The sequence below is a fragment of the Modestobacter sp. SYSU DS0904 genome, assembly GCF_054051115.1.
Genome location: NZ_JBJHAQ010000012.1, coordinates 39020 through 59856, shown reverse-complemented (window position 1 = coordinate 59856; position 20837 = coordinate 39020). Strand labels below are relative to the sequence as shown.

Here is a 20837-nt window from a genome sequence, read left to right as displayed (position 1 = left end):
CAGCCCACAAGGGTGAGGGAAGACGAGATGTCTGATGGAACACATCAGCCCGATCGATACGCTCGTTCGGTGAACCTCGCCAGCCTGGACCTCAACCTGCTCGTGTCCCTCGACGCGCTGCTCCAGCAGCGGAGCGTCACGCGGGCCGCGGCGCAGATGGGGCTGAGCCAGCCGGCGCTGTCGGCCTCCCTCGCGCGGCTGCGCCGGCACTTCGATGACGAGCTGCTGACGCGCCAGGGGAACGAGTACCGACTGACCCCCCTGGCGGTGCAGCTCAAGGAACTCGCCCGGATCGCCCTGTCCGGCGTCGAGCGCGTCTTCGCGGCCCAGCCCGAGTTCGACCCGGCGTCCTCGACCCGCGAGTTCACGCTGCTCGTCAGCGACTACGTCGTGGCCATCCTCGGGGACACGGTGGCCGAGCTGCTCGCCGAGGAGGCGCCGAACACGAGGCTGCGACTGACGCCGCACTCACCGGCGATGGTCGAACGGGCGGACCAGGTGCTGCTCACCGCCGACCTGCTCCTCCTGCCTCACGGCTTCGTCAGCGACCTCTCGCACCACGACCTGTACCGCGACGAGTGGGTCTGCGTGGTCGCGGCCGACAGCCCGGCGGCCGACGTGGGGCTGACCGTGGCAGACCTGGAGACCCTCCCGTGGGTGGTGACCTACCACGGGCAGACGGCGTCGACGCCGGCCGCGCGCCAGATGCGCATGCTCGGCATCGAGCCGCGGGTCCAGGTGGTGAACGAGAGCTTCCTGACCGTTCCCGCACTCGTGTCGGGAAGCGATCGGATCGCGCTGCTGCAGCGCCGACTGGTGGACCAGCTGCCGCTGAACTCCGGCATCCGCGCCCTCCCCGTCCCCTTCGACGCGGGCCCGCTGATCGAGGCCATGTGGTGGCACCCGGTCTTCGACAACGATCCCGAGCACTCCTACCTGCGCGACGTGGTCGTGCGGGCGGCGCAGCTGGCCCTGGGGGAGCAGCCCGTGGTCATCGACCTGACTGATACCGGTCAGCGCAAGAAGTGATTTCCGCTCCGCTGCCCCGGTGCTGACACTTCGACGGCAGTGATGCCCGTCACCGGCGACGGGTTTCTGTCTCGAAGGAGAGTTGATGACCCGCTCCATGCGTCGGCTCGGCGTGACCGCCGTCTTCACCCTGGTCGCCACCATCGGCCTGACGGGCTGCGGCTCCTCGGACGCGGACCCGGCCGACTCGGCGGGCTCGGCCAGCCCGAACGCCTCCGCAGGCGGCGACCCCGTTGCCACGGAGGACCTGCTCGAGGTCGCCTACGAGGGGCAGATGGGCGCGCCTCCCACCACGGCGACGACTCCGCCGGAGGACGTCAGCCTCTGGGTCGTCTCCTGCGGTGAGCAGATCCCGAGCTGTTCCACACCGACGGCCGCGGTGCAGGAAGCGGCCCAGGCGGTGGGCTGGGACGTGCGGCTGTGCGACGGGCAGCTGAACCCCAACGGCTGGGGTGACTGCGTGCGGCAGGCGATCAGCGCCGACGCCGACGTCGTGGTGCCCGTGGGCATCGACTGCGCCAGCATCCAGCAGCCCTTCCAGGAGGCGAAGGACGCCGGGGTCACGGTCGTCGGTGGCGGGGGTGCCGACTGCGACGAGGTGGGCGGCCAGCCGCTGTGGGCCAGCGAGCGGATCCAGCTCGAGGGCATGGGTGTCCGCGACGTCTTCGAACTGCAGGGCAAGCTCGCGGCCGACTGGCTGATCGGCACGACGGACGGTCAGGCCAAGGTGCTCCACCTGGTGTTCACCGACCCGCTGTGGGGTCCCTGGCTGGCCGAGGGGTTCGAGCAGGAGATGGCAACGTGCGACGGCTGCGAGATCGTCGGCACGCTGGAGGTCGCCAACAACGACGTGATGACCGGTGCGCTGCCGCAGAAGTTCTCCACCGCGCTGCTGCAGTCGCCTGAGGTCGACTCGGTCTTCGTGCCTCTCGGTGGCTGGATGCCGGCCGGACTGGCGCAGGCCGTGGTCTCGTCCGGGCGGTCGGCCGATCTCAACGTCATCAGCGGGCTGGGCAACGTCGCCAACATGGAGCTGATCCGCAGCGACGGCGGTCAGGACGCCATCGTCGGATACCCCACCCAGTGGGGCGGCTGGGGATCGGTGGACACCGCGATCCGAGTGCTCAACGGCGAGGAGCCGGAGGTCCAGGGCGACGGGTTCCAGGTCATCGACGCGGAGAACGGGCTCCCGCCGCAGGGCCAGGACTTCGAGCCCGTCGACTTCCGGGCCGCCTACCAGGAGGCATGGGGCGTCTGACCGCCCGCGTGTCTGTTCCGGTGGCCGCGCCCTCGGGCGCGGCCACCGGCGAGAGGATCACCATGACGACCACGCACACCCCTCCGGCTTCCACCACGGACGTCGTCCTCCGGATCACGGGGATGACCAAGCGCTTCGGGGCGACGCTCGCCCTCGACGGTGCCGACCTGGCCCTCCGGCACGGCACCGTGCACGCCCTCGTCGGCGGCAACGGGTGCGGCAAGTCCACGACGATCAAGGTGCTCGCCGGCGTCCACCGCGCGGATGCCGGGCGGATCGAGGTGGACGGATCGGTCTGGTCGGCCGCCGACTACGACGCCCGTGCCGGACGGGCGGCCGGTCTCCGGTTCGTCCACCAGGACCTGGGCCTGTTCCCCGAACTGTCGATCGCGGAGAACGTCGCACTCGACGCCGGCTATCCCCGCGGGCTGGCCGGTCGGGTCTCCTGGGCGGCCCTGCACCGGCGGGTCGCCGGCTTGTTGGAGACCTATGAGATCGACGCCTCGCCCGCCACCCCGGTCAGGGCCCTGCGCCCGGCGCAACGCACCCTGGTGGCGATCGCCCGGGCGCTGCAGGACCAGGAGAGCGACCAGCACCTGGTCCTCGTCCTCGACGAGCCCACCGCCACGCTGCCCCAGCACGAGTCGCAGCTCCTCCTCGACGCGGTGCGCCGGCGGGCCGACCTGGGACAGACGGTGCTGATCGTCAGCCACCGCATGCCGGAGGTGCTGGCGGTGTCCGACGACTTCACCGTGTTCCGGGACGGGCGGACGGTGGCGTCCCTCGTAGCCGTGCGCCCCACCGAGAGGGACCTGGTGGCCCGCATGACCGGAGCCGGTCCGGACGCCGGCGCCCAGGCCCCTAATGGCGGGGGTGGCGGTGGTCGACCTGCGCCGGCCGAGAAGCAGGCCGACGTGGTCCTCGAGGTGTCGGGCTTGTCGGGGGGCCCGCTGCGCGGGCTCGACCTGCAGGTCCGGCGCGGGGAGATCGTCGGGGTCACCGGCCTCGTGGGTTCGGGCCGCACCTCCCTGCTCAAGACCGTGTTCGGCGAGCACACGCCCGTCGAGGGCAGCGTGCGGATCGCCTCGGCCGGATCGGGCGGGACGGCGGCCGGCACGACGGCGGCACGCATCGCGGCCGGAGTCGCCTACGTTCCGGAGGACCGTGGCGGTGAGGCCGCCTTCGGCGACCTCACGGTCCGGCACAACCTGTCGGCCACCGTGATCCGCCGCTACTGGCGGCCGTGGGGGATGGCGGTCCGTCGGGAGCGGGCCGAGGCCCGCGCGCTGATCCGCGCGCACGGGATCAAGGCGTCGTCGTCCGAGATCCCGTTCTCGGCACTGTCCGGCGGCAACCAGCAGAAGGCGATCCTGGCCCGCTGGCTCCGGCGCGAGCCCACGCTGCTCCTGCTCGACGAGCCGACGCAGGGCGTCGATGTCATGTCCCGGTCCGACATCTACCGGACGGTGCAGGAGACCGCGGCGCGCGGCTGTGCCGTGCTCGTGGCCTCCTCGGACCTGCTCGAACTGTGCGGCCTCTGTGATCGCGTGCTCGTGCTGCGCGACGGACGCGTGACGGCCGAGGTGAGCGGACCGGACCTCACGGCCGACCGGCTCACCGCACTGACCCAGAGCACCGACCCGACCACCGGTCCGGCGCCGACCCCAGGAGACCGACGATGAGCCTGACCAACACCGAGCACGTGGAGACCGCCCCCGGCGACGGGTCCGGCGACACTGCGCTCGACCCCACCACCGCCCCCGAGCGGTCACCCCGGGTGAAGGGCTTCGCCGAGCGCAACGCACTGCTGGCTCTGCTGCTGGCGGTCATCGCGTTCTTCGCGGTGTACCCGGACAGCTCGGCCACCTTCTTCACCACGCAGAACGCCAGCGTCCTGCTGGGCAACCAGTCCGTGGTCGCGCTCCTCGCCCTGGCGGTCATCCTGCCGCTGGTCACGGGGTACTTCGACTTCTCCCTGGGCGCGATCGCCGCGACATCGAGCGTCCTGACCGCCGGGCTGATGAGCTTCCACGCGCTCCCACTCGGTCTGGCGATCGCCGTGGGCATCGGCACCGGAGCCGTGATCGGCGGGGTCAACGGGCTGCTCGTGACCAGATTCGGGCTCAACAGCTTCGTCACGACCCTCGGCATGGCGACCCTGCTGGGCGGCCTCGTCCAGTGGTACACCGGCGGTCAGACCATCCTGGCCGGCATCGACCCGGCACTCCCGCGCTTCGGCGGCGCGACCTGGCTCGGACTGCCCCGGGTGGTCTTCGTGGTCCTGCTGGCCACCGTCGCACTCTGGTACCTGCTCTCCCAGACCCCGTTCGGCCGGAGCCTCTACGCGATCGGGTCGAATCCCCGCTCCGCGCGGCTCGTGGGTGTGCGGGTCGACCGATCGGTCTGGACCACGTTCGTGCTGGCCGGCGCCCTCGCCGGGGTCACCGGTGTGCTCCAGCTGGCCCGGACGGGCAGCGCCACCGCCGACAACGGGACGAGTCTGCTCTTCCCGGCGCTGGCTGCGGCGTTCCTCGGGGCCACCGCCGTCGTGCCCGGGTTCTTCAACGCCGTCGGCACGATCATCGGCGTGCTCTTCGTGTCGGTGGCCGTCAGCGGGCTGACCCTGTCCGGTGCCAGCGCCTGGGCCAGCCCGGTCTTCAACGGCGCGGCGCTGCTGGTCGCCGTCGGTCTGTCGCACTACCTGGGTCGCCATCGGGGCGTCCGGACCGGCTGAGCGGCATCTCGCGGCGTCCCGCGAGCTGTCAGAGCAAGCCGTTCACCGCACCGCCGTCGACCCCCAACGCGATCCCGTCGACGAACGTGGCCGGCTCCGAGCAGGGGAGGGCGACCACCTTGCCGAAGTCGGCCGGCTCCCGGTGCGGCCGGTCACGCGCCGCTCCAGCAACGCCGCACCACGCGTCTTCATCGGCTCTGCGGGACGTCGCAGAACGTGCCGGTCTCAGCAGGCCGGCCTGCTGCACCACTTCCCGAGCAAGCTCGAGTTGATCGCGGCGCTGCTGGCCTGGCGCGACGACCTGACCCGTTCACGATTCGGCACCACCGATCTGCCGGGGTTGGCCACGATCCGCGCCCTGGTCGAGCCCGTCGAGCACAACCAGAACACGCCGACCCTCGTGGGGCTCCGTGCGACGCTCTCCGCCGAGGCCACGACCCCGGGTCACCCGCTCTTCGACTACTTCGCGAAGCGGTATGCCTGGGTGGTCGACTTCACGCGCGGGGCCTTCGAGCGGGCTGCAGAAGCCGGCCAGCTCCGTCCGGGGGTGGAACCGGAGAGTGCTGCTCGTGCCGCGATCGCCCTGATGGACGGGCTGCAGAGCCAGTGGCTCTACGACCAGGACTCCGTCGACATGGCGGCCGAGGTCCTCGCCCACATCGGCGCACTGCTGACGGTCGAGCTGTAGTCGACGCCGACGACATGGTCGGCCAGCTCTCCGAGACGTATTGTCCGTACCGATCGGTACACTCTGCGGGTGTCCAGCACCGCTGACCCGGCCAGGCGTGCCGCGCTGCTGAGCGACGTGCTCGACCACCTGCATGAGCACGGAGTCGCCGACCTGTCTCTCGAGCCACTGGCCCGGGCGATCGGGACGAGCAAACGGATGCTCCTGTACTACTTCGGTGACCGGGCCACCCTCGTCGCCGAGGTCCTGGCGGCGAGTCGCCCGGACGTCGCGCGGATGTTCGCCGCCGTGCGTGGGCCCGCGGACCTCCGCGCCGCGGCGGGCTCGCTCTGGTACGCCATCAGCCGAGGGGAGCAGCGCCGGAGTGTCCGCATGCTCCTCCAGGTGCTCGCGCTGGCCACCACGAAGCCGGACGTCTACGGCGAGTTCGCGGCCACCTCCGTGCACGTGCTCACCGGACCGGTCGCGGACGCCTTCGCGCGCGCCGGCTGGGATCCGGTGCAGTCGGCCACTCGGGCCACCCTCGTGGTCTCCGGGCTCCGTGGGCTGTGTCAGGACCTGCTGGTCACCGGGGACGTCGATCGCGTCGACGCCGCCGCGGCCGCGCTGCTGGACTGGGTGGTCGCGTGAGCCGCGGGGTCATCGGCCTGGCACCACAGCCGAGCCTCGGGCGCGTCGCGTCCCTGCTCTGGTTCCCGTTCTTCTTCGTGGCGACGATGAGCGTGCTGTTCTCCCTCGCCTTCGCCCACCCCCAGCCGCACGGCGTCCCCGTCGGGCTGGTCGTCGCCGGCGCGGATGGTGACCGGGTGGAGGACGTCCTGCGATCCTCCGACGGTGCGTTCGTGCCGAGGCGCCTGGAGGACCCGGTGCATGCCGAGCGGGACGTGGCCGAAGGGCGTCTCGCGGGGGCGCTGACGTGCGGTCCGCCTGTCGTCCAGGACGCCGCGGGGGAGTGTCGCGTCCTCACGGCCTCCGCGGCCAACAGGGCACGCGCCTCGTACGTCACCGACGCACTGCAGGAGGTGGCGCGGAGGGAGCTCGGCGTGCAGGCCGGTGCTGTGGACGCGGCGCCGCTGTCGCCGGGCGACAGCAGTGGGGCGGGTCTGTTCTTCTACGCCTTCCCGCTGGCGATGGTCGGCATGGTGACCTCCATCGTGCTGCTGCAGCTGTCGATGTGGTCGACGGTCAAGAAGCTCGCCGCGATCGCTGCCGTCGGTGTGTTCGCGTCCGTGGTGACGTATGCGGTGGCCGTGGTCCGGGACGTCCTGCCCGCCGACCCGGCTCTCCTGCCCGCGGGCTTCCTGGTGGTGCAGTCGATCGCCTGGGTGATCACGGCCGCGGCCACCTACGTGCGGCAGTACCTGCTGCCGGTCGCCCTGACGTTCGTCCTGGTGCTCGGGGTCCCGACGTCTGCCGGCACGGTCGCGGCGGACATGCTGCCCTCCTACCTGGGACTCCTTCACGAGGGCATGCCGCTGGGCGCCTTCGTCGACCTCGTGCGGGCCAGCGCCTACGGGATCGGCACGGTCGGCAGGCCGCTTGCCGTACTGGTCGCCTGGGTGGCCGTGGGCGCGGTCCTGATGGCCTGTGCCCACCGCTCCCACCAGCGCCGGCACCTGCTCGCGGCGGTCGCGGCGCCGACCGGGCCGGCGATGCCGTTGCGGCACACGCTCTCCGGCCGCGTCACGAACCTCTCCGGCGGTCCGGTCGAGCAGGCCAGCGTGACGGTGCTGGACGAGTCGGGGCGTGAGGTGGAGCAGGCCCTCGCTGACGGAGAGGGCAACTACCTGGTGCTGGGTGTCTCGGCCGGGTTGCACCACCTGATCGCCACCGCGCGACACTGCGAGCCGGTGATCGTGACGGTGACGGTGGACGCCGGACCGCGCGAGTCGCACCACGATCTCCGCCTGCAGGACTGGCGCGACCCGGCCGGCAACCTGACGGTCGGCGAGGTCGGCTGACCCTGGTCCTCGAACGGGCGGCGGGAAGTGCCCCGTTGCTCGTTCTAGGCTCCCGGTCATGCGGGAACAGCCGACGTGACGCTGGACGGCACGGACGAGCGCATCGTCGCGCTCCTGGTCGAGGACGCCCGCATCGCCGTCCGGGCAGTCGCAGAACGTCTGGCGCTGCCCGAGTCGACAGCGCGCGCGCGGGTGAAGGCGCTCATCGCCGACGGGCGGGTGCGGCCGACGATCGTCGTCCATCCGTCGGTGGAGGACCACCGCTTCCTGTACATGACACGGCTACGGCTCTCCGATCCGCTCGTGGATCTCTCGAAGGCGCCGGCGCTCTCGGACGCCCCCTGGATCGCCCGCGGGACGACCGAGCCGACGCTGTTCGTACAGCGGGCCGCGCGCAGTTTCGATGACATGGTCGCGGGCATCGACGCTGTCGCGCAGCTGGACGCGGTGGCCGAGGCGACTCACTCCCTCTTCCTCAGGTTGTTCGTCGGCAGCAACTGGTCGGGGAGCGCGCGCACGCCCGAGGGGTGGGAGCTGAGCCTGGACCGGGACCTCGACGGGGTCGATCGGACGCTCATCCCCCTGCTCCGCCGGGACGCCCGGGCGAGCTACACCGCGTTGGCCGACCGGGTGGGCCTCACCGTCGCAGCCACGAGACGGCGCGTGCTCCACCTCATCGAGTCGCAGGCGATCCGCTACGTCACCCAGGTGCTCGCCCCGAGCGGAGCGGAGACGGCGGCCAACGTGAACCTGGGCGTGGCACCGCAGGATCTCCTGTCGCTCGCTCGCGACCTGAGTGACCTGACGTCGGTCCGGTACGTGGCGCAGCAGACGGGGCGCCACGAACTGAGCTGCCACGTGGTCGCCTCGTCCACGCAGCGTCTCACCGAGGCGGTGCAGGAGATCACCGGGGAACCGCGGGTCCGCGCCTCCGAGGTCGTGCCGATCGCCACCGTGCGCGACCACGTCAGCTGGGTGCCCGTCCCCCTCGCCTGACGGGGACGGGCTCCAGCACGCTGGTAGGCCTCGACGAGCCCGACCGGTGGCGCCTCGAGCGTGGTCAGGCGCCGACGGGCCGGTCGGCGTGTGCGAACCGCGGCGCGCGGGGGTCGAGCAGGAGTGCCGCGGCCTCGTCGCGCCACTCGAGCAGTCGTGCGTCGCGGGACTCCTCCAACCAGGCGGCCTCGAGCGAGGCGAGTGCGACGTCGGCGAGCGTCCGCCCGTCGAACCCGTACGTCCGCGCGGCGAGGCGGTACTCGTTCGCCGAGTCGGTGAAGAACATCGCCGCGTCGTCCACGTTCAGCGTGACGCGGACGCCTGCCGTCCGCAGCTCCTGGAAGGGGAAGCTCTCGGCGGTCGGGAACCGGCCGGGCAGCATCATCAGGCAGCTGGTCATCGCCATGGCCACCGGCACACCGGCGTCGGCGACCCGGCGTTGCAGGTCCGTCCGCCCCTGCAGTTCCCAGGCGTGGTCGATCCGATCGAGCCCGAGCTCGAGCGCATCGACCACGTCCTGCGGCTTGTTCGCGTGGCAGGTGGTGCGCAGCCCCGACCCGCTGGCCCGCTCGAAAGCAGGCCGGAACTCGGGCAGCGGGCGGGAGGGGAACCCGTCGTTGCCGATGCCGAGCACCGGGACGCCGCGTCGCCGCGCTGCCACCGCGTCGTCGACCGCGTGCAGCGCCACCTCCAGCGGGCTGTCGCGGTCCATGGCGAGGATGAGTCCGCCGGTCAGCCCGGTGCGCTCCCGCATCTCGGCGAACGCCGGGCCGGCGGCGTCGAGGATCGTCGCGATGGACAGTCCGCTGCCGAGGAACTCCCGGTGGTTCAGCGACAACTCGACGTGCCGGCAGCCGTTGTCGACGGCGCCCTCCAGGATCCGCAGCGTGGTGGCCGTGATCACCTCGACGCTGTCCAGGCTGCTGGCGAAACGCTTGTGCATGGCGAAGAAGCTGCTGACGTCGACGTAGTCGTGCGCCGCGTCCGGCCGCGTCGATCCCGCGCGCCGGGACCGGACGCACGAGGGCCGGATCGCGCCCACCAGGTGGCAGTGCAGCTCCGCGCGCGGGAGCCGACGGGCGAGCAGGTCCAGCGCGAGCCCAGGATCGATCGGGCCCTGCTCCTCTGCGGCCCAGTCGTTGTCGTGTTCCACCGCGCTGGGGACCTGGCCGGTCGTCACCGGGCGAGGTGCTCGTTCGTGAAGTGCCCGGACACGTCGAACTGGTCGACCGGGTCGCCGTTCTCGTCCACCAGCAGACCCTTCTCGGCCATCCAGTCGGCGTTGGCCTGCCACATCTCCGCCGACTGGGTGCCGAACGGACCGTCGGCGACGGGGTACAACGCGCTCGCCTGGAGGTCGCTGACGTAGTCGATGACCGCCTGGTCGACCTCCCCGGGGAACTGCTCGATCAGGGCGGCGTTCGCCGCCGCTGGGTCGTCCACCGCCGCCTCGTAGCCGTCCTGGAGCGCCTGCACGAACGCCTCGGTGACGTCGGGGTTCTCGGCGACGAAGTCGTCGTTGCCGATCAGGATCGTGGCGGCGGCGTCCGGCACGCCGTACTCGGTGGTGTCCCACGTGGTGACCGCGGTGCCGTCCTGCTCCAGGCCGTAGAGGTCCCCGGGGTAGGCCAGCACGCTGTCCACCCGGCCGGCGGCCAGAGCCTGGTAGGCGCCCGTGCTCAGGACCACTTCGTCGGCCACCCCCTGTCCATCGGCGCTGCTGATCATCTGGTTGACGGCGGCCACCTCGTACGGCGAGCCGAAGCTCCCGTGGGTCCTGCCGGCGAGGTCGGCCGGCGAGTCGATCTCGGAGTCCTCGCGTACGGCCAGCTGGTACGGCGTGTGCTGGTAGACCGCCATCAGGGAGGTGAAGTCCGACCCGGCGGCCTGTGCGAGCAGTGCCGAACGTGCATCCACGGTGTACCCGAACTGGGCCTGGCCGCTGCTGACGAGGGAGTCGGAGGTGGTCGAGCCGAACGGCAGGAGCTCCACGTCGATGCCGGCCTCGGTGAACAGGCCTTCCTGCATCGCGTACGCCAGGCCGTTCAGGTACGGGTCGGGGAGGTAGCTGAGCGCGAAGCTGATCGTGGTGGTCCCTTCCGCCGACCCGGCGGCCGCGTCATCGGACCCGCAACCGGCGAGCAGGGCCACGCCGGTGCCCAGAGCGATGGACGACGCGATCGTCCGTCGTCCCCGGGCGTGGGGCCGAGACCGGAATGCGACGGCGGATCTGGTTGAGAAGGGCTTCATGAGTACATGAAAAGCAGCGCGTGTCTCGTCGAACCGCACCTTCGGTTAAGAGGCCGTTACGTGTGCCGTCATCCTGCTCACGCCCCGGTCGCATCTGCCGGCAGCACGTGTCCCATGCGGTCGCGTTTGGTGCGGAGGTAGCGGAGGTTGTGCGGGGTCTGGAGGACGGGGAGTGCGACCCGGCCGGTGATGGTGAGGCCGTGTCCGTCGAGGCCGCCGTACTTGGCGGGGTTGTTGGTGATCAGGCGGATGCGGGTGGCGCCGAGGTCGGCGAGGATCTGGGCGCCGATGCCGTAGGAGCGGGAGTCCACCGGCAGGCCCTGGGCGGTGTTGGCCTCGATGGTGTCCAGGCCCTGTTCCTGCAGGGCGTAGGCGCGGATCTTGCGGCCCAGGCCGATGCCGCGGCCTTCGTGGCCGCGCAGGTAGACCACCGCGCCGACGCCTTCGGCGGCGACCGCGGCCAGTGCTTGTTCCAGTTGTCCGCCGCAGTCGCAGCGCAGCGAGCCGAGGATGTCCCCGGTCAGGCACTCCGAGTGCACCCGTACCAGCGCACCAGCCTCGGTGTGGGAGGCCGCGGCCAGGTCACCCATGACCAGGGCGAGGTGTTCGGTGCCGTCGAGGGTGTTGCGGTAGGCCAGGGCGCGGAAGTCACCGAACTCGGTGGGCATCTGTGCGGTGCCGACGAGCTCGACGAGGCGTTCGGTGGCCCGCCGGTGCCGGACCAGGTCCGCGATGGCCAGCACCGGCAGCCCGTGGGCGGCGGCGAAGTCGGCCAGCGACCGGCCGCGGCGCATCGACCCGTCCTCCTCGACGATCTCCCCGATCACCCCGACACCGGACAGGCCGGCCATGGTGGTCAGGTCCACGGCGGCCTCGGTGTGCCCGGCGCGCACCAGCACCCCACCGTCGCGGGCCACCAGCGGGAACACGTGCCCGGGACGGCGGAACTGACCCGGGGTCGCCCGCGCGTCGGCCAGTGCACGGACCGTGGTGGCGCGGTCAGCGGCGCAGACCCCGGTGCCGGTCTCGACCGCGTCGACGGTGACGGTGAACGCGGTGCCGTGGGCGTCGGTGTTGTCCGCCACCATCTGCGGCAGCCGCAGCTGCTCGGCACGGACCGCCGGCATCGGCGCACACACGATCCCGGTGGTGTGCCGCACCAGGAACGCCATCTGCTCGGTCGACACCGACTCCGCCGCCAGGACCAGGTCACCCTCGTCCTCCCGATCGGCGTCATCGACCACGATCACCATCCCGCCCGCCGCCAGCGCAGCAACCGCCGCCTGCACCGACTCCGCCGGCGTCCGCCGGCCCGACAGCGGAGCCCCGGCCCGCCGGTTCACCGGCTGATCTCCAGTGCGGCGTGGGTGCCGAACACCCGCCCGTGGTACGTCAGCGGCTGCCCACCCGTCGTCTCCGCAGCCACCACGGTCCCCAGCGCGACCACGTGGTCCCCGCCCTCGACCAGCTGGGCCACCTCGCACGCCAACCAGCCCGGCACCCCGGGCAACCGCGGCAGGTCGTGATCGGCCTCCCACGCCACCCCGGCGAACTTGCCCGTGCCGCCCTTCCTCGCGAACGTCAACGCCAACGACGAGTGATCCGCCCCCAGCACGTTGACCCCGAACCGGCCGCTCTCCCGCAACAGCGCCAGGAGCTCCGACCCCCGGTCCAGCGACACCAGCACCATCGGCGGGTCCATCGACAACGACGCGAAAGCACTCACCGTCGTGCCGTGCGGCAGACCGCCGGCCATCGACGTCACCACCGACACCGGCGTCGCCACCCCCGCCATCACCTCACGAAACCTGGTCGCCAACGCGGCGGTCGTGGCCACACCGACCTCGGTCACCTCTGCTGCTCCTGCTCCTCGTGGCGGTAGGTGGCCCCGACGTGGGTCGTCGGCAGATGGTCACCGATCTCGGGGAACAGCCGGGCGCGCAGGGTGGTGCGGGGCTTGCTCTTCTCGACGAGACCACGTCGGACCAGCTCGGGGACGAGGTGTTCGATGAAGTCGTCGTACGTGCCCGGGGTGATGTGCGGCTGGACGAGGAAGCCGTCGGCACCGGTCCGGTCGAGGAAGTCCTCGACCGCGTCCGCGACCGTGGCCGCGTCGCCGACGAACACGGTGCCGTTGAGCCCGTTGTCGCGGAACTCGGTCAGGATCTCGCGCGGGGTCTTCCGCAGGCCGGTCGCGGGGTCCAGGTACCGGTCGAGCGAGGACTGGCCCAGCTCGGTGTGCAGGTCGGGGAGAGGGGCGTCCTGCGGGAGGGTCGTGAGGTCGATGCCGGTGAGCCAGGCATAGGTCGTCGCGGCCTGCTCGAGGGTGGCGAACTCGAGCATCTCGGCACGGGCGGCCGCGGCGTCCGCGGCGTCCGCGCGGACGACGAAGTGCGCCCCGACGACGAACTTGACGGCGTCCTCGCCGCGGCCGAGTGCGGCTGCGCGGGCTCGGATGTCGCCGATGTGACGGGTCGCCTGGTCGGTGTCGCCGCCGCCGATGAAGACCAGCTCGGCGTACCTGGCGGCGAAGTCGCGACCGGCCGACGACGCGCCCGCCTGGAGGATCAGCGGGCTCCGCTGCGGACCGGGTGGAACACCGAGCATCCCCTTGGCGCGCAGGTGTGGGCCCTTGTGCTCGATCTGCCGTACCCGGGCCGGATCGGCGAAGACGCCAGCCGTCTTGTCGGCGACGAGCGCATCGTCGGCCCAGGACCCTTCCCACAACTTCAGGCAGATGGAGATGTGGTCCTCGGCCTGTGCATACCGGTCGTCGTGGGGCATCAGGTCCTCGCCGAACAGCGCAGCCGATGACGCCTGTGCCGCGCCGGTCACCACGTTCCAGCCGATCCGCCCGCCGGTCAGGTGGTCCAGCGTCCCGAAGCGGCGGGCGATGGCGGGTGCCTTCTCCACCTGGGTGGACGCTGTGACGGCCAGACCGAGCCGGTCGGTCGCTGCCGCGAGTGCCGAGATCAGCGTGACCGGGTCGGCCATCGGCACGTTCGTCCCGTCGACGAGGCCCTGGGCGATCGTGTCCCCGTCCGCGGTGGTCGGGTAGCCGTAGCTGTCGGCGAAGAACAGGAAGTCGAAGCCGCCGGACTCCAGCTGACGTGCGAGCCGGATCCAGTAGTCGAGGGTCAGGAACTCCAGTGAGGTGTTCGCCGGGTGCCGCCAGCTGACCCCGACCGTGCCGTTGGGGTTCATGGTCTGGAAGGCGCCGAGGATGATGCTCATGCGGGTGGTGCTCCGATCTGTGGGTGTGGGGGTGCACGTCGAGGCCCAGCTGGTGTCGGGTCGAGGGACGTGAGGCCGGTCGCTCAGTGACGACCAGGCGGTGCCGACCCGCTCGCCGTCAGCTCGTCGAGCAGCAGGCGCTCGTTGCGCTTGAACTCCTCGGTCTCCAGGTGGCCCAGCGTTCGAGGGCGCGGAGCGTCCTGCTCCAGGACCAGCCGGACCGTGGCCGGTCGGTCGGAGAGCACGTACACGCGGTCGGACAGGAAGAGCGCCTCAGGTACGTCGTGGGTGATGAGCAGCACGGACAGCCCGTCCTCGACGCAGAGCTCGGCCAGCCAGAGCTGCAGCTCGGTGCGCGTGAGGTAGTCCAGGGCACCGAAGGGCTCGTCCAGCAGCAGCACCGGGCGGCCCTGGACGACCGTGCGCAGCAGCGCGACCCGCTGGCGCATGCCGCCGGAGAGCTCGAAGGGCAGCGCCTTGGCCCGACCCTCCAACCGGAAGGTGGGCAGCAGCGTGGCGATCCGCTCCCGTGCGGGCTTCTTGCGCATGCCGTGCAGGACCAGGCCCAGGGACGCGTTGTCCTCCACGCTCAGCCAGGGGAACAGCAGGTCCTTCTGCGGCATGTAGGCCGAGAACGGTTCTCCCGGTGTCCGGGTGCCATGGAAGGTGACCGATCCCGACGTGGGCTCTGTCAGCTCGGCGAGCAGGTTGAACAACGTGGACTTGCCGGACCCGCTGGGGCCGATGACCGAGACGAACTCACCCTCGTCCAGCCGCAGGCTGATGTCGCGGATGACCGGGGTCACCTCCCCGCGGCGCGAGGTGAAGGACTTCGCCACCGCCTCGACGGAGAGCAACGTGGAGCTCATCGCTGGGCCACCTTCCGGCGACGCTCCCACGGCATCGCGATCGCTTCCAACAGGTACGTGAGGGTGAAGAGGGTGAGCCCGATCGCGATGCTGATGACCACCGCCGCGAAGACCAGGTCTGTGCGGAAGACGTTCTTCTGGGTCTGCATGTAGATGCCGAGCCCGGTACGGGCCCCCACGTACTCGCTGAAGATCGCCGCGACGACGATGAAGCTGGACATGATGCGGAGCCCGGTGATGAAGTGCGGCACGGAGGTCGGCACCCGCAGGCGCAGGAACACGTCCCACCGCGAGGCGCCCATCGAGCGCAGCAGGGTCGCCGCCTCGGGGTCGGCCGCGAGCAGCCCCTGCAGCGTCGAGACCGTCATCGGCAGCATGCTGACGATCGCGACGATGGCGATCTTGGGACCGCTCTCGAAGCCGAACCAGATCACGAAAAGCGGCGCGAGCACGATGATCGGGACGGACTGGGCGCCGATCAGCACGGGCAGCAGCATCAACCGGAGGGGGGCCACGAAGCTGAGCAGGGTGGCGGACAGAACGGCGACGACGACGGCTGACACCAGCCCGAGCACGGTGATGTGCAAGGTCGCGGCCGTGGCCTCGATGAGCGCCGTTCGGTCAGCCCATCCGGCGGTGACCACGCGGACGGGCGACGGGAGGACGGACGCCGACAGGTCGCCCCGAGTGGCAGCGAACTGCCAGACCAGCAGCAGCAGCGCGACGGTCGCAGTGGGAGCCAGCACGTGCTGCGCAACGCCGTTCGTGCGTCCTGCCGCGCGCGGCCGCTGGCCCGGGCCGGAGCCGGCGGCCGCCTCCTCGGCGGGTGTCAGTGGTGGCGCCTCCAGGCGGTGGACCGTGGTGCTCATCGGGACCCTCTCGAGCTCGTGGGGGGCGCGGCCAGCCAGGTGTCGATCCCGGCCAGGGCTCGTGCCTTGAGCGTGTCGCCGACCGGGGACGCCTGGATCGAGGTTCGCGCGCAGGAGGCCAGCTGTTCGTCGGTCAGGCCGAGAGCGGATCTGCAGGTCCGGTACTCGTCGAGGACCCCGACGCCGAAGATCGTCGGGTCGTCCGCGTTGATCGAGCAGGCGACGCCCGCGTCGAGCAGGCGGGGAAGGGGGTGTCGGGAGACGTCGGGGACCAGGCCGAGGAAGGTGTTGGAGGTCGGGCACACGTCGAGGACGACGCCCCGCGCCGCCAGTCGAGCGGTCAGCGCCGGGTCCTCGAGGACGCGGATGCCGTGCTGCACGCGCTGGGCGCCCAGCACGTCGACAGCCTCGGCGACCGAGGCGGCGCCGAGCAGCTCCCCGGCGTGCGGCGTGGACCTCAGCCCGGCCGACCGCGCCAGCGCGAAGGCCTCGGCGAAGGGGGCGCCTGGGTGGCCGACCTCGCTGTTGGCCAGGCCGAGCGACACGACTCCCCGTCCGGCGTACCCGGCAGCGAGTCGAGCCAGCGCCATGCCCTCGGCGACCGGTGCCGTGCGGTCGACGGTCACCATCAGCCCGACCTGGACCCCGGTGCTGCTGCCCGCGTCGGCCGCTGCGTCGCACAGCTCCGCCAGCGCTGCGTCCGCACTTCCGTACTGGGCGGCATAGAACTGCGGACTGACCCCCAGCTCCAGGTAGACCGCGCCGTCTGCCTCGGCGTCCACTGCGGCCTCGTGGACCACCCGCCGCAGTACGCCCGGCAGCGCCAGAATGGCGATCAGTCCGAGGAATGCACCGGCGAACGCGGCGAAGTCGGCGCCCGCCGGCGTCGGCGCGACGGTGAGACGGTGCTGCCTCGCCAGCTCGGTCACCGTCGCTGGACGGATGGCCGCTTCGAGGTGGACGTGCAGGTGTGCCTTCGGGAGCAGGGCGAGATCCCGTTCAGGGGCGGCGTGACCGCCCGTCATGACGGGTCGCTCCAGCAGCGGACGGTGCGGTGGCGCCCGGGCACCTGGTCGGAGGCCGCGGTGTGCCGGCGGTGGCCCAGCGGGCTGCCGTGACCGTCCGACGGGTGGTCGACCACGGGGGAGCAGAGGCAGTCGACCCGCCCCTCCGCCAGGATGGGCGCCACCTCCTGCCAGCGCCGGAGGGTGGTGGCGTCCGCTGTCCGGTGGCGCGGACCGTTCCGTGCGCCGCAGGGGCGCGTCGTGGACATCGGCTCGCGTGCGCCGAGCACGAGCGGCGTGGTCGTCATGTCGGTCCTCCTGTCGGCCGGCGGTCGGGTCAGTCGAGGTACTCGTCGGCGCCGGCACTTCCGCCGTCTGCGGTGATCATGTCGTCCACGACGGCCAGCTCCATCGGTGAACCGAAGCCGCCGTACGTGGTCCCGGCGAGGTCCGCGGGCCGCTGGTACGACGAGTCCGCCAGCACGGTGAGGGAGTAGGGGACGTGCTGGTAGGTCGCCATGTAGGAGACGAGTTCGGCGCCGGACGCCGTCGCGAGCAGCGCAGTTCGGAGGTCGGTCGCCAGGCCCAGGTCGGCTTGGCCGGAGGCGACCAGCGACTCGGCCGGGGTGCTGCCGAAGGGGATGAGCTCGACGTCGAGGCCGGCGTCCTCGAACAAGCCCTGCTGCATCGCGAAGGTCAGCCCGTTGAGCGACGGATCAGGGATGTAGTTCAGCGCGAGCGTGACGTGGGTGAGCTCGTCGGCGCTCGTGTCGGCCTGCCCGTCAGACGAGCACCCGGCGAGCAGCAGCGCAGCGGCGGTCAGCGTTCCGAGTCGACCGGAACGGCTCGCTCGTCGCCATGACCTTGCGTCTCCTGTAGTTCGCTGCGCCATGGGTACAGATAACGCCGATCGTGTGTCGACCGAGGCCGCATGTTGTTCCGAACGCGTAAATCCCTGACCCGTGTGACAGCTGGCCGCCCGGTGACGTGCAGGGGCATCAGAGCAGGCCGGTCACCGCACCGCCGTCGACACCCATCGCGATCCCGTTGACGAACGTGGCCGGCTCCGAGCAGAGGAAGGCGACCACCTTGCCGAAGTCGGCCGGTTCCCCGGTGCGGCCGGTCACGCCCCGCTCGAGCAGGCGGTCGGTGGCGTGCAGGCCCGGTGCGGCCAGGTTCACCGTGATGCCTTCTTCGGCGAGGTCCTGGGCAGCCGTCTTCGTCCAGGCCCACAGCCCGGTCCGGGCGATGTTGGACAGCGTCAGGTCGCGGATCGGCTGTCGGACGCTGGCCGAGGCGATGAAGCAGATCCGCCCCCACTGCTGCCGTCGCATGTGTGGGACAGCCGCCCTCGCGAGCCGGATGGAGGCCAGCATGTTGGTGTTGACGGCGGCGAGCACCTGCTCGTCGTCGACGTCGAAGGCGCCCCCGGTGGGGGGACCGCTGGCGTTGCCCACCACGACGTCCACCCGGCCCCAGCGGCGGACCGCGGCGTCGACCAGGTCGGCGGGCATGGATGGGTCGGTGACGTCGCCGGGCACCACGAGGGCATCGGGCATGGACGCCGCCAGCTCCTCCAGCGCCCGCTCGTCGCGGCTGTTGAGGACCAGGCGGGCACCCTCGGCGGCGAGGGCCTCGGCGCTCGCCCGGCCGAGACCTCTCGATGCGGCGGTGACGATCGCGACGCGGTCACGTAGTCCCAGGTCCATCAGCCGATCCGGTCCGAGAGCCACTCGCCGAGCACTGCGACGTCGTCGTGGGTGAGCTGGTGGCCGCCGGGTGATCGCCGGGACGTCAGCTGCGCGCCGGAGTCGGTGTGCAGGTACTCCCATGTCCGGGCCTGCAGCTCGGTGGGGATCACGGTGTCGGCATCGCCCTGGGCGACCAGGACCGGAACGTCGTGCAGGCGTCCGGGCGTCGTCGGCACGCCCGCCTCGAACGGCAGCGTCGCGTAGAGGGTGGCCAGGCCGGCGAAGCGGGCCGGGTCGGTGAGGACCACGCCGCCGGCAAAGGTGGCCCCGCCGCTGAACCCCACGAGCACCACGGGGCGTCCGGCCGGAGCCGCTTCGTCCAGCCAGCCGCGGAACCAGGTGACGGAGGAGGCGAGTGACTCGGCCACCGGTCTTCCGATGCCCCGGTTGGCGAACCAGGCGTGTCCGTGGCCCTCGCCGATCGGCGCCCGCACCGCCGCGTAGGCCGGGCCGGCCGGGAGGTGGTCGGCGAGGGGGGCGATGTCGCGCTCGTCGGAGCCCCGGCCGTGCAGCAGCACGACGAGCGGGGCGGCAGGGTCCTCACTGCCCCGCCAGAGGACCGTCGGTGCAGCGGCCGCGGTCACGCCGAGGCCTCGTCGGGGCCGATGGTGACCCGGCCGGCGGTGCGCACGCCGGACCAGCGTGCGACCTCGGCGTCCAGGTCCAGGGGCTCGACGATCCCCGCGTTCGTGTAGGCGCCCCACTCGGAGAGCGGGAGCATCCACATGACCTCGAACTCGTTGCCGTCCGGATCTGCGCCGTAGAGGCTCTTGGTCGCACCGTGGCTGGACTCGCCGGTGTGGGCACCCGCATCCAGCAGCCGCTGGCGGAACTCCACCAGTTCGTCGATGGTGTCCAGCTGCCATGCGAGGTGGTAGAGCCCGACGCCGCGCTGACGCGGGCCCGTGTCCGTGTCCGTGCCGACGGAGAACAGGCCGAGGTCGTGGTGGTTGCCGGAGCGGGGGAGTCGGAGGAAGACGGCGTCGAGCTGCTCCTCGTGTGCGACCAGCTCCATGCCGAAGACGTCGGTGTAGAAGCGGGCCGCGCGCGCCAGGTCGGCGATGAAGAGTACGGCGTGGTTGAGGCGGACGGGGGAGACGGTCATGGGGTGTGCTCCAGGTCGGCTCGCTGGGTGGCGAGGTGGGGGAGGGCGCGCCGGACGGCCGGCATGACCTCGGTGGCGAGCAGTTCGATGGACCGGGCGGTGGCGGCGAAGGGCAGTCCGCCGAGGCCGACCTGGGCGAGGAACCTGTCGTGACCGAGCAGTTCGTGCTCCCAGAGGATCTTGTCCACCACCTCGGCGGGGCTCCCGGCGAAGAGCGCGCCCTGCGGGCCGGCCCACTCGTCGAAGGCGGCCCGCGGCAGGGCACGCCCACGGGCGCCGGGCATGTTCTCCCCGATGTACCGGGAGTAGTACGGGTAGAAGCTCTCGCGGGCACCTTGCGAGGTGGGCTCGACGTAGAAGTGGCTGGTCACACCGACGCGGGTGCCGCCCGGCTCGGCGCCGTGCTGCGCGGCGGTGGAGCGGTAGAGGTCGGCGAGCGGCGTGAACCGCGCCGGTGTGCCGAGGATCGCCAGGTACAGCGGCAGGCCGTGGCGGCCGGCCCGGACCACGCTGGCCGGTGTCCCGCCGACGGCGACCCACACCGGCAGCTGCTGCTGGACCGGCCGCGGGTACACCGCGACGTCCTCGAGCGGGGCCCGGTGCCGCCCGGACCAGGTCACCCTCTCCTGCCGGTTCAGCTGCAGCAGCAGATCCAGGTTCTCCTCGAACAGCGACTCGTAGTCGGCGAGGTCGTGGCCGAAGAGCGGGAACGACTCGGTGTAGGCCCCACGGCCGGCGGTGATCTCCGCGCGACCGCCGGAGATGAGGTCGACGGCGGTGAAGTCCTCGAACACCTTCACCGGGTCCGCCGTCGACAGCACGGTGACGGTGCTGGTGAGCCGGATCCGTGAGGTGGCCTGCGCAACGGCTGCGAGCACCACCGGCGGTGAGGCGATGGCGAAGTCGGGGCGGTGGTGCTCCCCGACACCGAAGACGTCGAGCCCGGCCTGGTCGGCGAGCACGGCCAGGTCGATGAACTCCCGCAGCCGGACCGCAGGGTCCAGCGGGCGGCCGGTGGCGGGATCGGCGGTGATCTCACCGAAGGTGAACAGCCCGATCTCGAACGCGTTGCGCTGCAGGGTCATGGGG

At 71.7% G+C, this 20837-nt stretch carries 22 protein-coding genes; 8 read left to right on the top strand and 14 right to left on the bottom strand.

Features of this window, described 5'->3' with window-relative positions; all coding sequences use genetic code 11:
- Positions 1-69 precede the first annotated feature (69 nt).
- The 8 genes from ACI79U_RS10275 (at position 70) to ACI79U_RS10240 (ending at position 8666) form a co-directional block, all read left to right on the top strand.
- On the top strand, positions 70-1029 hold the full coding sequence (locus ACI79U_RS10275; RefSeq protein ID WP_457067319.1) for a LysR family transcriptional regulator: 960 nt from the start codon (positions 70-72) through the stop codon (positions 1027-1029).
- Between the two features lie 85 nt (positions 1030-1114).
- On the top strand, positions 1115-2287 hold the full coding sequence (locus tag ACI79U_RS10270; RefSeq protein WP_457067316.1) for a sugar ABC transporter substrate-binding protein: 1173 nt from the start codon (positions 1115-1117) through the stop codon (positions 2285-2287).
- Positions 2288-2349: 62 nt separating this feature from the next.
- Positions 2350-3969: a sugar ABC transporter ATP-binding protein gene (locus tag ACI79U_RS10265; protein ID WP_457067314.1), complete on the top strand. Its 1620-nt coding sequence runs from the start codon at positions 2350-2352 to the stop codon at positions 3967-3969.
- Positions 3966-5021, top strand: coding sequence for an ABC transporter permease (locus tag ACI79U_RS10260; RefSeq protein WP_457067312.1), 1056 nt, complete (start codon positions 3966-3968; stop codon positions 5019-5021). Before ACI79U_RS10265 ends, ACI79U_RS10260 begins: the two co-directional genes overlap by 4 nt.
- A gap of 142 nt (positions 5022-5163) precedes the next feature.
- Positions 5164-5709, top strand: coding sequence for a TetR family transcriptional regulator C-terminal domain-containing protein (locus ACI79U_RS10255; protein ID WP_457067309.1), 546 nt, complete (start codon positions 5164-5166; stop codon positions 5707-5709).
- Between the two features lie 69 nt (positions 5710-5778).
- Positions 5779-6339 carry a TetR/AcrR family transcriptional regulator gene (locus ACI79U_RS10250; RefSeq protein WP_457067306.1) on the top strand — a complete coding sequence of 187 codons (561 nt, stop codon included), beginning with the start codon at positions 5779-5781 and terminating at the stop codon, positions 6337-6339.
- The gene (locus tag ACI79U_RS10245) at positions 6336-7670 is read left to right on the top strand and encodes a carboxypeptidase regulatory-like domain-containing protein (protein ID WP_457067304.1); all 1335 of its coding nucleotides are present in this window, start codon (positions 6336-6338) and stop codon (positions 7668-7670) included. Before ACI79U_RS10250 ends, ACI79U_RS10245 begins: the two co-directional genes overlap by 4 nt.
- A 75-nt stretch (positions 7671-7745) precedes the next feature.
- The gene (locus ACI79U_RS10240; RefSeq protein ID WP_457067301.1) at positions 7746-8666 is read left to right on the top strand and encodes an Lrp/AsnC family transcriptional regulator; all 921 of its coding nucleotides are present in this window, start codon (positions 7746-7748) and stop codon (positions 8664-8666) included.
- Between the two features lie 64 nt (positions 8667-8730).
- Here the strand turns inward: ACI79U_RS10240 and ACI79U_RS10235 are convergent, their stop codons facing one another.
- From ACI79U_RS10235 to ACI79U_RS10170, 14 genes are all read right to left on the bottom strand, one after another.
- Positions 8731-9846, bottom strand: a complete 1116-nt coding sequence (locus tag ACI79U_RS10235; protein WP_457067298.1) for an adenosine deaminase family protein — start codon at positions 9844-9846, stop codon at positions 8731-8733.
- Positions 9843-10817: an ABC transporter substrate-binding protein gene (locus ACI79U_RS10230; RefSeq protein ID WP_457067295.1), complete on the bottom strand. Its 975-nt coding sequence runs from the start codon at positions 10815-10817 to the stop codon at positions 9843-9845. Before ACI79U_RS10230 ends, ACI79U_RS10235 begins: the two co-directional genes overlap by 4 nt.
- 176 nt (positions 10818-10993) lie before the next feature.
- Positions 10994-12259 carry a bifunctional 3,4-dihydroxy-2-butanone-4-phosphate synthase/GTP cyclohydrolase II gene (locus ACI79U_RS10225; RefSeq protein ID WP_457067292.1) on the bottom strand — a complete coding sequence of 422 codons (1266 nt, stop codon included), beginning with the start codon at positions 12257-12259 and terminating at the stop codon, positions 10994-10996.
- Positions 12256-12768, bottom strand: coding sequence for a flavin reductase family protein (locus tag ACI79U_RS10220; RefSeq protein ID WP_457067289.1), 513 nt, complete (start codon positions 12766-12768; stop codon positions 12256-12258). The genes ACI79U_RS10225 and ACI79U_RS10220 overlap by 4 nt, the downstream gene beginning before the upstream one ends.
- Entirely contained in the window at positions 12765-14150 is a 1386-nt protein-coding gene (locus tag ACI79U_RS10215; RefSeq protein WP_457067287.1) for an NtaA/DmoA family FMN-dependent monooxygenase, read from the bottom strand. The genes ACI79U_RS10220 and ACI79U_RS10215 overlap by 4 nt, the downstream gene beginning before the upstream one ends.
- Positions 14151-14233: 83 nt before the next feature.
- Positions 14234-15019 (bottom strand): ABC transporter ATP-binding protein, encoded by a 786-nt coding sequence (locus ACI79U_RS10210; RefSeq protein WP_457067284.1) that lies wholly within the window; start codon positions 15017-15019, stop codon positions 14234-14236.
- Positions 15016-15888, bottom strand: coding sequence for an ABC transporter permease (locus ACI79U_RS10205; protein WP_457067282.1), 873 nt, complete (start codon positions 15886-15888; stop codon positions 15016-15018). Before ACI79U_RS10205 ends, ACI79U_RS10210 begins: the two co-directional genes overlap by 4 nt.
- Positions 15885-16913, bottom strand: coding sequence for an adenosine deaminase (gene add / locus ACI79U_RS10200; protein WP_457067280.1), 1029 nt, complete (start codon positions 16911-16913; stop codon positions 15885-15887). Before add ends, ACI79U_RS10205 begins: the two co-directional genes overlap by 4 nt.
- Entirely contained in the window at positions 16910-17200 is a 291-nt protein-coding gene (locus ACI79U_RS10195) for a hypothetical protein (protein ID WP_457067278.1), read from the bottom strand. Before ACI79U_RS10195 ends, add begins: the two co-directional genes overlap by 4 nt.
- Before the next feature lie 29 nt (positions 17201-17229).
- Entirely contained in the window at positions 17230-17784 is a 555-nt protein-coding gene (locus tag ACI79U_RS10190; protein ID WP_457067276.1) for an ABC transporter substrate-binding protein, read from the bottom strand.
- A gap of 106 nt (positions 17785-17890) precedes the next feature.
- Positions 17891-18601, bottom strand: a complete 711-nt coding sequence (locus ACI79U_RS10185; protein WP_457067274.1) for an SDR family oxidoreductase — start codon at positions 18599-18601, stop codon at positions 17891-17893.
- Positions 18601-19227, bottom strand: coding sequence for an alpha/beta hydrolase (locus ACI79U_RS10180; RefSeq protein WP_457067272.1), 627 nt, complete (start codon positions 19225-19227; stop codon positions 18601-18603). The genes ACI79U_RS10185 and ACI79U_RS10180 overlap by 1 nt, the downstream gene beginning before the upstream one ends.
- On the bottom strand, positions 19224-19748 hold the full coding sequence (locus tag ACI79U_RS10175; protein ID WP_457067270.1) for a VOC family protein: 525 nt from the start codon (positions 19746-19748) through the stop codon (positions 19224-19226). Before ACI79U_RS10175 ends, ACI79U_RS10180 begins: the two co-directional genes overlap by 4 nt.
- Positions 19745-20833, bottom strand: a complete 1089-nt coding sequence (locus ACI79U_RS10170; protein WP_457067268.1) for an LLM class flavin-dependent oxidoreductase — start codon at positions 20831-20833, stop codon at positions 19745-19747. Before ACI79U_RS10170 ends, ACI79U_RS10175 begins: the two co-directional genes overlap by 4 nt.
- Positions 20834-20837: the final 4 nt, after the last annotated feature.